At 39.4% G+C, this 12,788-nt stretch carries 12 protein-coding genes; 7 read left to right on the plus strand and 5 right to left on the minus strand.

Features of this window, described 5'->3' with window-relative positions; genetic code table 11:
- Window positions 1-93: 93 nt before the first annotated feature.
- Together yidC and M1D52_RS13670 are read right to left on the minus strand one after the other, a co-directional pair.
- Window positions 94-1,923 (minus strand): membrane protein insertase YidC, encoded by a 1,830-nt coding sequence (yidC, locus tag M1D52_RS13665; RefSeq protein WP_437360627.1) that lies wholly within the window; start codon window positions 1,921-1,923, stop codon window positions 94-96.
- Between the two features lie 65 nt (window positions 1,924-1,988).
- Complete coding sequence (locus tag M1D52_RS13670; protein WP_013666776.1) at window positions 1,989-3,599, minus strand: CTP synthase; 1,611 nt, start codon at window positions 3,597-3,599, stop codon at window positions 1,989-1,991.
- Window positions 3,600-4,077: 478 nt separating this feature from the next.
- Here M1D52_RS13670 and M1D52_RS13675 point away from each other — a divergent pair, with 478 nt between their 5' ends.
- The 4 genes from M1D52_RS13675 (at window position 4,078) to M1D52_RS13690 (ending at window position 7,562) form a co-directional block, all read left to right on the plus strand.
- Complete coding sequence (locus M1D52_RS13675; protein ID WP_013666775.1) at window positions 4,078-5,340, plus strand: DEAD/DEAH box helicase; 1,263 nt, start codon at window positions 4,078-4,080, stop codon at window positions 5,338-5,340.
- Window positions 5,341-5,361: 21 nt separating this feature from the next.
- Window positions 5,362-6,099 carry a lysophospholipid acyltransferase family protein gene (locus tag M1D52_RS13680; protein WP_437392810.1) on the plus strand — a complete coding sequence of 246 codons (738 nt, stop codon included), beginning with the start codon at window positions 5,362-5,364 and terminating at the stop codon, window positions 6,097-6,099.
- 50 nt (window positions 6,100-6,149) lie between these two features.
- Window positions 6,150-6,905 carry an ABC transporter ATP-binding protein gene (locus tag M1D52_RS13685; RefSeq protein ID WP_013666773.1) on the plus strand — a complete coding sequence of 252 codons (756 nt, stop codon included), beginning with the start codon at window positions 6,150-6,152 and terminating at the stop codon, window positions 6,903-6,905.
- Window positions 6,906-7,016: 111 nt separating this feature from the next.
- Window positions 7,017-7,562 (plus strand): cob(I)yrinic acid a,c-diamide adenosyltransferase, encoded by a 546-nt coding sequence (locus M1D52_RS13690; protein WP_041388404.1) that lies wholly within the window; start codon window positions 7,017-7,019, stop codon window positions 7,560-7,562.
- A 104-nt stretch (window positions 7,563-7,666) separates the two neighbouring features.
- Here M1D52_RS13690 and kdsB read toward each other — a convergent pair whose 3' ends face one another.
- The 3 genes from kdsB to trpS form a co-directional block, all read right to left on the minus strand.
- The gene (kdsB, locus tag M1D52_RS13695) at window positions 7,667-8,401 is read right to left on the minus strand and encodes a 3-deoxy-manno-octulosonate cytidylyltransferase (RefSeq protein ID WP_013666771.1); all 735 of its coding nucleotides are present in this window, start codon (window positions 8,399-8,401) and stop codon (window positions 7,667-7,669) included.
- A 93-nt stretch (window positions 8,402-8,494) separates the two neighbouring features.
- Window positions 8,495-9,109 carry a deoxynucleoside kinase gene (locus tag M1D52_RS13700; protein WP_013666770.1) on the minus strand — a complete coding sequence of 205 codons (615 nt, stop codon included), beginning with the start codon at window positions 9,107-9,109 and terminating at the stop codon, window positions 8,495-8,497.
- A 71-nt stretch (window positions 9,110-9,180) separates the two neighbouring features.
- Entirely contained in the window at window positions 9,181-10,176 is a 996-nt protein-coding gene (trpS, locus tag M1D52_RS13705) for a tryptophan--tRNA ligase (RefSeq protein ID WP_013666769.1), read from the minus strand.
- A gap of 229 nt (window positions 10,177-10,405) precedes the next feature.
- On the opposite strand from trpS, the gene M1D52_RS13710 reads away from it, so the two are divergent.
- From M1D52_RS13710 to M1D52_RS13720, 3 genes are all read left to right on the plus strand, one after another.
- Window positions 10,406-10,621, plus strand: a complete 216-nt coding sequence (locus tag M1D52_RS13710; RefSeq protein WP_437392811.1) for a DUF6965 family protein — start codon at window positions 10,406-10,408, stop codon at window positions 10,619-10,621.
- Window positions 10,622-10,875: 254 nt separating this feature from the next.
- Complete coding sequence (locus M1D52_RS13715; RefSeq protein WP_437392812.1) at window positions 10,876-11,460, plus strand: RNA polymerase sigma factor; 585 nt, start codon at window positions 10,876-10,878, stop codon at window positions 11,458-11,460.
- A gap of 94 nt (window positions 11,461-11,554) precedes the next feature.
- Window positions 11,555-12,766: a FecR family protein gene (locus M1D52_RS13720; protein WP_437392813.1), complete on the plus strand. Its 1,212-nt coding sequence runs from the start codon at window positions 11,555-11,557 to the stop codon at window positions 12,764-12,766.
- Window positions 12,767-12,788: the final 22 nt, after the last annotated feature.

Here is a 12,788-nt window from a genome sequence, read left to right on the forward strand (position 1 = left end):
ATAAGCACCTTAAGCACCCAATATAAACACTTTTACCGTAACAAAAAAGGCGCGTTTGAAACGCGCCTTCCGATTTCTTTCAAGTGCAAAATTTTATTTTTTATTTTTGCCCGCTTGTTGTTGCTGACGCATATACTCTTCCATTCTTTTTTGGAAGGTTGATTTTTTACTTGCTTCAGGTTTCTTTTTATTGGCTTGTATCATCGCGTGTATCTTCTCATCATTAATTGATTGTCTAATGAAGAACTGTATTACAAACGTTAAACAGGTCGATAAGAAGTAGTAATAATTAAGACCCGCAGGATAACTATTCAATACAAAGAAAAATATTAATGGCATAAAATAACCGATATATTTCATTTGTCCTGTTGCTCCGGACACCATATTGTTATACCAGGTGGATAGTAGCGTGGCACAAGTCATCAATATACACATTAAACTAATGTGATTTATATTGATGATCGGGATCATCGGAAAATTAACTATTGAATCGTAGGTTGACAGATCTTTCATCCATAAAAAACTTTCCCCCCTCAGTTCAAAAAGATTAGGAAAGAAAAAGAAGAAGGCGATCATGAAAGGCATTTGTAAAAGCATCGGAATACAGCCTCCCATCGGATTCACACCGGCTTGTTTGTAGAGTTTAAGATATTCCTGCTGTAATAAAGTTTGGTTATCTTCACCTACCTTTGCTTTAATCTCATCCATTTCAGGCTTCAGTACCCGCATTTTAGCCATCGAAACATAGGACTTATAGGTAAGCGGAGAAAGTACAATCTTTAATAATACCGTCAAAACGAAGATAATGAGACCATAGTTCCAATTAAAGCCTTCCAATAGGTTAAACACCGGTAGCGTAATAAAGCGGTTGATCCATTTCATTGGTCCCCAACCCATATTGATCTGCTTTTCCAAATCGTGTCCTTGATCCTTTAATATGCTGAACTTATTAGGTCCAAAGTAAAAAGACATTGGATACGTATTAACGTCCTGTCTGTTAAAATCAAGGCTCATATTAGCAGCAAACGATTTTACAATTTCGTCACTATTAACAGTGCTTACCTTAAGCGTACCTCCATTAAAGCTATTCTTTGCGATCAAGACATTAGAAAAGTAATGCTGCTTAAAGGATATCCAATCAGTTTTTCCTACATCCTTTGTTTCGTCCTTGGTGGTACTTAATTCATTAACATCGCCGTCAAATTCCTTAAAGTAAGCGGTCGAACGATTCCGCTCATCCTTCATATCTTTTTCTTTCTGCGGAAGATCGGCTTGCCAATTCAGTACTAATTTAGTCTCGGTAGGAGCCACCACATCTTGCATACCTTTGGTTACAATGGTAAATCCTAACTGATGGCTGTTACCTTTCAGGCTATAGACATAGTCGATATATTTATTCTCAGCATAAGACAGTCGCATAACCAAAGAAGCCGAATCCGTATTCTCTACCACAATGGGCTCTTTAGCCTGCGGAATAAAATAAAGGTCATTCGTATTAATGTTGACACCGGCCGTTGAAAACTGTAAACCAAAGCGATTTTTGTCACCTCCAAATAATACCAAAGGTTTTCCAAGGTAATCTTTTTCTCCTTTTACTTCAACAGATTTAACGCGGCCACCCTTTGTACTGATTGTTGCTTTGATAAATTCATTTTCAAGTGAAATAAGTTCTTCGTTTCCTACTTTCGCGCCACCAAAAGGACCCGACATTTGCGTCGAATCTACTGTAGAGGCCTCTAAACCTTGTTGTGCCGCAAAAAGACTATCCGTCGTTTTTTTTGTTTCAGGACTTTTGGCCTGCGCTATGGAATCCTGTAGCTGTTGTTCCTTTTTAATCTCCTCTTCCGAGGGTTTCATAAAAAATACCGAACCTGCCAAGATGATCATAATCAGGAACAGGCCAGTAAAGGTATTTCTATCCATCTTTTAATATTACTGAATCAGTCTAAAATATATTTATTGAAATTGACTATATTTATTTCAAATTGTTACCGTTTCCCCGCTTTTATTAAAGAAGCGGCCACAAAGTTAACAAAAAGTGGGTGAGGATTTGCTACTGTAGACTTTAATTCCGGATGAAATTGTCCACCCACAAAAAATGGATGGTCTTTCAGTTCGATGATTTCCACCAAATTATTATCCGGATTGATACCCGATGCAATCATGCCCGCTTTTTCATACTGTTTTAGATAGTCATTGTTAAATTCATAACGATGTCTATGTCGCTCACTGATACGCTGCTTCCCATAAATGGCAGACGCTTTGGTACCTTTTTTTAGCTCACAGGGATAGGCCCCAAGACGCATAGTTCCTCCCATGTTTTTTATATTTTTTTGATCTTCCATTAAGTTAATAACCGGATGTTTGGTTTTTTTATCCATCTCATAACTATTGGCATCTTTCAATCCTAATACATTTCTTGCAAACTCGATCACCGCTACCTGCATGCCCAAGCAAATACCAAAAAACGGAATATTATTTTCCCGCACATATTTGATAGCAGCAATTTTGCCTTCCAAGCCACGCTCTCCAAAGCCGGGAGCCACCAATACGCCATCTAAGCCCTTTAATTTCTCTTCAACATTGTCGTTATTAACACTCTCTGCAGCTATGCTTCTTACCGTTACCTTACATTCGTTCTGAGCGCCTGCGTGGATAAAGGATTCATTGATTGATTTGTATGCATCCGGAAGCTCCACATATTTACCCACCAAACCTATTTTAACCTCTGCTGTTGGGTTTTTCACTCTTCCCAGAAAGGCCTTCCAGTTCTCTAAATCAGGTTCATTTTTATTGGAAAGCTTAAGTTTCGCCAGTACGGTTTTATCAAGCTGCTCTTTCAACATTAAAAGCGGAACATCATAAATCGATGAGGCGTCAGCCGATTCAATAACAGCATTAATGTTTACATTGCAGAACAAGGCAATTTTTTTCCGGATATCATGACCTATACGATGCTCGGTTCTACACACCAAAATATCAGGCTGTATACCATACTCCAATAGCATCTTAACCGAGTGTTGGGTTGGTTTTGTTTTGAGTTCGCCCGCAGCAGCAAGATAAGGCACAAGAGTCAAATGGATTACCAGCGAGTCATTGTTGCCTAGTTCCCAACGCAATTGCCTTACCGCTTCTATAAATGGCAACGATTCAATATCTCCTACGGTGCCTCCTAATTCGGTGATAACAATATCGTATTCTCCTGTCTCGCCCAGCAGACGCATCCGACGTTTAATTTCATCGGTGATATGAGGTACCACTTGAACCGTTTTACCAAGATAGTCGCCCGCACGCTCCCGTTCAATCACATGCTGGTAAATACGACCGGTTGTCACATTGTTAGCTTGTGATGTCGGTGTATTCAAAAATCGCTCGTAGTGCCCTAGGTCAAGGTCGGTCTCCGCACCGTCTTCAGTCACATAACACTCGCCGTGTTCATAGGGATTCAAGGTACCTGGATCAATATTAATGTATGGATCAAATTTTTGAATAGTAACCCGGTATCCTCTCGCTTGAAGTAGTTTTGCTAATGAAGCTGAAATAATACCTTTACCTAAAGATGAAGTAACACCGCCCGTAACAAAGATGTATTTGGTCATGATATAAAAAATGGAAATTATTGCTGTTTATTTATGTAATGCAATTACAGCATGTTCTTGTACGGGGTACAAAAGTAGAATTTTTTTTGGTCTTTTTTGTCATATATTGATTAATTCTTAGCAAATATCGTAAGTAGTTGAGTTGTTGAATGGTTAAGTAAGGGAGTCGTTAATTAGCCGACGGGATGAATAGCCGATGTGATAATTAGCCAATGGGATGATTAGCCGATGTGATAATTAGCCAATGGGATGATTAGCCGATGGGACGATGGGCTTGTATACGTTTAAGCTTACTGCTTATAGCTTGAGGCTTAATATAAAGCTGATTGGTGAAAACTGATTGCCGATAGCTAAAAAGTGGCAGTTGCGGTGGCACAAGCTTAAAGCTTATAGCTTATAACCTATGGCCTAATACCTAAAGCCAATAGCTTATCAAAATAATTTACTATTTTTACGGTCATAATCAAAACGATACATTTTGGATTTTAGTGAATTTAATTTTGATGACAGGCTTTTAGAGGGGCTCATGAGTATGGGTTTCAAGATACCCACCCCCATCCAACAGCAAGCAATACCTGTCATCGCGGAGAAACATGATCTTATAGCCTGCGCACAAACCGGCACCGGAAAAACGGCGTCTTATTTATTACCTTTAATGGATGCCATTTGCAAAAATGACGATCGACCATCAATAAGTGCGCTCATTTTAGCGCCGACGCGTGAGTTGGCTTTACAAATTGATCAGCAGATTCAAGGCCTGGCTTATTTTACGGGAATAACATCAATTGCCGTATACGGTGGAGGAGATGGTGTTGGTTATGAACAGCAACGGCGCTCATTAAAAGAAGGGGTAGATATCGTTATTGCTACCCCCGGGCGACTTATAGCTCATATGTCATCGAGCACTGTTCGGTTGGAAAAAATAGACTTCTTGATTTTGGACGAAGCGGATCGTATGCTGGACATGGGTTTCAAGGACGACATATTAAGGATTGTGAGGCAACTGCCGGAACAAAGACAAACGTTGCTATTTTCAGCAACTATGCCACAGAAGATACGCTTATTCGCAAAGGCCTTACTGAAAAATCCGCAACAAGTTAATATAGCCATTTCTCAACCTGCCGAAAAAATAAAACAACAATATTACAGAACCTTCGATGAACAGAAAGTAACGCTTCTAAAGCATATTTTATCTACCGATAGTTTTTATAGTATTATTATTTTCTGTAGCACGAAAGAAAATGTAAAGCTTCTAGAAAAAGAGTTATTTAAAAATGACCTGAAGGTCCGGTCTTTTCACTCAGACTTGCAGCAAGACGAACGCGAACAAATTTTACTTGATTTTAAAAACCGAAAATTAAATATATTGGTGGGTACCGATGTGCTTTCACGAGGAATTGATATCGAGGGAATCGATTTGGTCGTTAATTACGATGTGCCGGGTGATCCGGAAGACTATATTCATCGCATAGGTCGAACGGCCAGAGCAGAACGAACAGGAACGGCTATTACTTTTGTTAATAACAGAGACTTCAGAAAGTTATTGTCTATTGAAAAAATGATGGACAGGACAATAGAAGAAGTTCAGCTTCCTGAATTTATCGGAGAAGGACCACAGATTATTCCTATCCAGAACAAAAAAAGGAAAAAGAAACGATCAAATTTCAAAAAGAGAAACGATAAATTTCGAAATAAGCGTACAGCAGTCGGAGGCGATAATGAAGATTCTAAAGCATCTTAAAATCTTGGCCTTATACGGTTTATGTTTAAAAGGTTATTAAAAAAAATACATTTAGGAATTTATATTTTTTGGGTTGTCTTTTTTTTTGTGCTGTTTTATCCGGTTTTATGGGCAGCGGCAAAAAATCAGCAAAAAAATTTCTCCTTGATAGGCCGTATTCGTAAACAAATCGCCTGGCTAAGTACGTTTCTAAGCGGATTCTATTTTAGGATCAAAATATCCGAAAATATGGATTGGAGCCGCCCATATATTATTTGTTCAAATCATACTTCCATTCTGGATATTTCGGCGTTAGCAATCCTCTGCAAGCAGGATATTCTATTTATGGGAAAGGCAGAACTGCTAGAGAACCCGATCACTCGTATGTTTTTCAAGACGATTGATATTCCGGTTGATAGAAATAGTAAGATATCTTCCTACAGAGCTTTTAAAGCAGCTCAACAAAAATTAGCAGAAGGTAAAAGCATTATCATTTTTCCCGAAGGGAAAATAGACGACACCTATCCCCCCGTCTTACAGCCATTTAAAAACGGGCCTTTTAGGTTGGCCATCGAAAATCACGTTGCTGTACTTCCAATAGTTATTCATAATCTATGGAAACTTCTATGGGATGAAGGAGCTACGGGTAGCCGGCCCGGTCGTTGTTTGATAGAAGTACTGAAACCAATAGAAACGCAGGATTTTGGCGTTGATGATACTGACGCACTTAGAGATCATACACACGCCTTATTTAAGGCCCACTTAAATTCCGATATTTAGTGTAACAAAAGAATGCTTTCGAAGTCTCATCTATATATCATTAACAATTTATGTCATCACCGCTCATAGATATCAAAGAAATAGGAAGAAAATATGTCATTGGAGCCGAGACCATTCACGCACTAAAATCCGTAACCCTTCAAATTAATAAGGGCGAATTTGTTGCGCTCATGGGCCCTTCAGGCTCAGGCAAATCTACTTTGATGAATATCTTAGGCTGCTTGGACACGCCCACAAGGGGCGAATATGTCTTAAATGGTATAAAAGTAAGTGATATGACAGACGATGAACTGGCAGAAGTACGCAATAAAGAAATTGGATTTGTTTTTCAGACGTTCAATCTGCTGCCCCGTTCTACCTCATTGGACAATGTTGCACTTCCTTTAATATACGCTGGCCTAAGTAAAACAGAAAGAATTGAAAAAGCTCAGAAAGCGTTAGAAAGTGTAAATTTGGGAAACCGTGTGGATCATAAACCTAACGAATTGTCGGGCGGACAAAGGCAACGTGTAGCGATTGCCCGTGCTTTGATAAATGATCCTTCCATTATTCTCGCAGACGAACCGACTGGAAATCTCGACACAAAGACTTCCGTTGAAATTATGGGCTTATTGGAAGAAATTCACTCTAAAGGTAATACCATTGTCTTGGTAACCCACGAGGAAGATATCGCGCAACACGCCCATCGTATTGTCCGTATGAGAGATGGTCTGATAGAAGATGATTATCCAAATCCCGAAATTAAGAACGTATCTCCTCGCTTAGCAGCACTAAAGGAAAAGGGCTCTGATTTCGAAGGAATCTAACCGATTGCATTGCTTATTTTAATACGCCCGTCTCCTCTAAGTAAGTCTACTTGGAGTTTTCAGGCACGCGCAACGTATGATCATCAAAACAATGAACTTAACCAACGTAAAGTGAAAATATACACAAAAACCGGAGATACTGGATTGACCTCCCTGATAGGAGGTACCAGGGTACCAAAACATCACTTGAGAGTGGAATGTTATGGTACGATAGACGAACTGAACGCTTACATTGGCCTAATTCGGAGCTATGAAATAAGTAACGACTTGAAAGATGAACTATTAGAAATACAGTACTTGCTTTTTGCAATTGGAGCTTTACTCGCTGCGGATCCTGAAAAATCAAAAATGAAACTATACAATATTGCGAATGATGATGTTAAATTTTTGGAAAGGGCGATTGACCGCATGGACCATGAACTTAAACCATTAAAGAACTTTATACTTCCCGGAGGCAATACCGTCGTCTCACATGTACACGTTGCGCGCTGTATTTGCCGGAGAGCAGAACGTATTGTTGTTCATTTAGCCGCTTCATCTGAAGTATCGGGAAGTATTATTATCTATCTTAATCGTCTAAGCGACTATCTTTTTGTTTTAGCAAGGAAAATTGCCAAAGACAGCAATACGCAAGAAGTAATCTGGAATCCTCGTTAGCAGTTTAAATTGATCTGATTCGGATTTAGATTTCCTACTACAGCCAAGGTTACGGGTTAGGGTAGTAGATCGTTATTTATAGTTTAATACACTGGCTTCCTTCGTTATTTTAATTGTTTAACTTTATGCAGATCCTTCGGTTCGTCAATAGCTACTGTTTCGACCAGCGTTTCCGCTGTTTTAATACGATAACCATTTTCTATCCAGCGTAACTGCTCCAAGGATTCCGCCTTTTCCAGACTCGAAATCGGAAGTGCCGTTAAAAGCTTTAATATTTCGCAACGGTATCCATAAATACCAATATGCTTATAGAATTTATGATGATCAAGCCATTTTTCTGTCGGAACTCCTCTTAAAAATGGTAAGGTCGCGCGACTAAAATAGATCGCTTCTCGATCCATATTTAGCAACACTTTAGGGCTGTTATTATTAAACAGCTCCTCATGGTCTCTTATTTCCTTCACAAGTGTCGCAATCTGCGTCTCCTTATCTTCAAAACAACTCGCCAGCAAATCGATTTGGGCGGGATCTATATAAGGCTCGTCTCCCTGTATATTAATAGCAATATCGAAAGAATTCTCTTTAGCAATCACTTCTGCACAACGATCCGTTCCGCTTTGGTGCGAACTTGCCGTTAAAATTACATTACCGCCGAAGTTTTGCACATGATGAGCGATCCGCTCGTCATCCGTTGCTACCACCACACGTTTGAGGGAAGAAGCCTTAAGCGCCTGTTCATAGACCCGCCGGATCATACTTTTTCCGTTAATATCTATTAATGGCTTGCCTGGAAACCGTGTCGACGCATAACGCGCGGGAATAATACCTATAATGTTCATTTTCTATAGTATCAAGTAGTAAGATAAAAGTAACCAGACTCGATGCACAAACATTCATTGTCTTGCATCTTATGTCTTTATATCTTGCATCTGTTAGAACAATCCATTGAGATTCTTTTCAATTTCCTGGATAACAAAACCAAGATCCTCCGGATTATTCGCAAAATCCAACTTATCCTTATCCAGAATAAGCAGCTTGCCTTCCTTATAACCACTGATCCATTTTTGGTATTTGTCATTCAGCTTAGAAAGGTAATCCAAGCGAATGCCTGCTTCATAGTCACGACCCCTAAGCTGTATATTATCAACTAAGGTGGGGACTGAAGCCTTTAGGTAAATCAATAAATCAGGAGCCTTAATAAAAGAAACGATACTCTCGAATATATTACTATAGTTTTGAAAATCGCGCGTGGTCATTAATCCCATGTCATGCAAGTTCTCGGCAAAAATATAAGCATCTTCATAAATAGTACGGTCTTGAATAATGTTAGCGTTTCTTTTTTGCAGTTCAACAATATGGCGAAAGCGACTATTGAGAAAAAAGATTTGAAGATTAAAAGACCAGCGTTTCATGTCACTATAAAAATCCTCTAGATAAGGGTTGTCTTCGACCTCTTCAAATTGCGGCTCCCAACCCAAGTGTTTAGCTAACAAACCGGTCAAAGTTGTTTTGCCTGCGCCTATATTTCCTACAATCGCTATATGCATTTTTTGTTATTCGTTACAAGTTATTTGTTATTCGTTGCTTTATCTACCAACCTCTTTATGCTCTTGTCTTCTTAAAACTCTTTAAATCCAATGATTTCCCTTACATCCTTGATGGTTCTTTTAGCACTTTCCCTCGCTTTTTCCGCACCCATAGCGACAACTCTTCGAATATACGCTGTATCAGCTTCTATCTCTTCAATTCGTGAGCGCATGGGTTCCGTGGCTATTACCATGTCTTCTGCCAACTGTTTCTTAAAATCTCCGTATCGTATCTGGCATTTGTTATAGAGGTCGTCAAAATGCGCAACTGTATCAGCAGATGAAACAACTTTCATTAAGTCAAATAAATTCTGTATTTCTACGGGCTTTACTTGATTTTCCTCCGTTGGACCGCTATCGGTAACGGCACGCATGACTTTCTTACGAATCGCCTCCGGCTTATCTGATAAATAGATGCAATTAGCATCTCCTTCTGATTTACCCATTTTTCCTTTACCATCCAAACCGGGTATTTTCACCAAATTATGACTATAGCTAAAAGCAAAAGCCTCCGGAAAATAATCATGCTTGTACATTCTGTTAAAACGATTCCCAAAGGTACGCGTCATTTCCAAATGCTGTTCCTGATCCTTTCCAACCGGTACCTTGGTGGCTTTATGCAATAGAATATCGGCCGCCATCAAGACAGGATAGGTGAGTAATCCCGCATTAACGTTATCCGGATTGGCGCGCACTTTATCCTTGAAAGAGGTAGCTCGTTCCAATTCACCCAAGTACGCGTTCATATTTAAATAGAGATATAATTCAATAACTTCCGGTACGTCCGACTGAACATAAATGGTGGCCTTCTCAGGATCGATACCCGCTGCCAAATATTCTACAACAACCTGTTTCACATTGCCATGTAAGTTATCGGGAGTAGGATGGGTTGTTAATGAGTGTAAATCAGCAATAAAGAAAAAGCAGTTGTATTCTTCCTGCATTTTGATAAAGTTCTTAATTGCGCCATAGTAATTTCCTAAGTGTAATTTTCCGGTGCTCCGGATTCCACTGACAACTGTTTCCATATAGGGGCGAAAATAAAGAATTCTTCCTATATTTTATCTATAAAAGTAAAACCATCCATTGAGATCGGACTTGTCGAAATCGAAGTTTTCATTGCAAATTAACGGGGACTAATACCGTTTAAAGGGAACTCGTTATGCAGAAAAATCCATTTAATTTTCTTCGATTTCTTCGTAAAAGGAGAGAAGGTGAATATTTTTACTACTTTTGGCTGTTTTTTGAAGATCCCTTATGACACCGCAAGAGCTTAAAGAATATTTTGACAGCAATCCGCCACCCTTTAAAGTAGAATGGAAACCGTGGGCGAAGGTTATTAATACAAAAAAATTTTTAGAAGCTTGCTATACTGCTATTAGTGTTTACAAGGGCAATTACCAAAACTGTCCTGATTACTGGCACTTGTTGGAATTTTACAATCATATAATCGGCCAAAAAGCCGATAATTAGCACTATCGGCTTTTTGGCCGATTATACACCTTAAACTGCCCAATTATCTAGTCGAACGTCTCGAATTTATAATACTCACCGTAATATTTGTCGCGAGGTGCTAAAGAAGCGTATACAATAGTTCAGAGCAGGTTCCCATAAATATTAATGAAAGACTCTTTTGCATATCCGATCAGCTTTATCCATAAATATTAATTGACAATAAAACGATTATAGTTATATTAGCAGTATATTATGAACCTGTAATAAGATAAATGGCGATTAAACCCCTTCCAAATGAAAAGGAATTGCTACGCAAAATAGCGGAAGGGGATGACCGTGCGTTTTCAGAATTGTTCCATGCCTACCATGAACCTTTAGCGAGGTATGTATATACCCTACTGGAATCTGTTCAGATGTGCGAGGAGATTGTGCAGGACGTTTTTGTGAAAATATGGGAAAGCCGAACAACGCTTCCTCAGCTGGATAAGTTTACTTTCTATCTTTTTATTCTGACGCGAAATTATACGGTGAACTGTATCCGTAAGATGATACAGAATAAAAAGCACACCGCCTTGTACGTGGAAGATGTTTTAAGTTGCCAGACCGGTAAAGAAATCCTTAACATGGATCAGGAGTATTTGGACATTATACAACGTGCGGTAGCCCAACTGCCCCCTTCCCAACAAAAGGTGTTAATGCTTAGACAGCAAGGCTTAAAGACGAGAGAAATAGCTGATAAAATGGGAATCTCTACTGATTCGGTAAAAAAATATCAGCAATGGGCGAGCCATTCTGTCTCTAAGTTCCTAAAATCTCATGCTGCGTTGAGTGCGATTCTGTTGTTGATCAAGGGGTAAAATTTATTTTCAAATTTTATATCCCGTTTCCGACTTTTCTACGTCTTTAGTTCCAAAATGGCTGAGAACCATCCTGCCATTGCTACACAAAATAATGGACCCAAATTCAAGACTTTATTATTTATTCAGGCAACAGCTGATTCATAAAAATTCTGCGGCAGAAAAGCAAGAGTTGCTCTCATTGATGGCGAATCCCGAGAATGAAGCTCAGGTAAAGGATCTTTTGAATGTTTATTGGCAGGAATTTGATGTTTCTAATATGCCAACAGAGCCTGTTTTTCAACCGGGACAGGGGCAAGATATATTAAACAGCATATTACAGGAATATATATGTCCAACTCAGGCAGCAACCGGAAAGCCCGCCGTATTGCCTCGTATTCTAGCTGCCGCAGCAGCAATTGTAGTAATAACTTGCGGAACTTGGCTATATATGGATAAGGTTGCCTCGTTGAAAACTACTTCTAGCAGCGATGAAATGCTCACCAATGACATCGCACCGGGAAAACAAGGGGCCACCTTGACGCTGGCTAATGGCAAAACCATCAAACTATCTGCTGCAACGAATGGCAAACTAGCCACAGAAGCTGGGGTGGTAATTACAAAATCAGCCAATGGCCAATTGATTTACGAGTTAAAACCCGCTAAAAAAGCCTCTAGTGATTTCGGAGCTTTCAATACGCTCAGCACCGCTAAAGGTGAAACTTACCAGGTACGACTTCCTGATAGTTCGACAGTTTGGCTGAACGCCGCCTCCAGCATTACCTACACCACAAATCTATTAACAAATGGGAAGCGAATGGTACAATTGCAAGGGGAGGCCTATTTTCAAATTGCCAAAAATAAGAAGTATCCTTTCGTGGTAAAAAGTAAAAACCAACAGGTAGAAGTACTAGGCACAAGTTTCAATGTCAATGCATATGCTGATGAACCGATCGTGGAAACAACACTGCTCGAGGGATCTATTCGCATATCATCAATTAAGATCAAAGCTATCAATCTCAAACCTGGCGAGCAAGCGCTTCATAATGGCCATGCTATAAAGGTTGGTAAAGCCAATCTGGAAAGCATAATGGATTGGAAAAATGGAGAGATCGTTTTAAATGACGTCGATTTGAAAACTGCGCTCCGGAAAATTGCACGCTGGTACAATATAGAAGTGGTATATGATCCGACGGTTCCAGACCATATCAAATCTGGAGGTTGGATATCGCGTGACACAAAACTGTCGGAAGTACTGGCATTAATTGAAAAGTCTGGACAAGTGAAATTTAAGTTAGACGAAAGGAGGTTGAGAGTAATGAAATAAAGACACTAACACAGATGCCATA

It is taken from the genome of Olivibacter sp. SA151 (genome assembly GCF_054130995.1).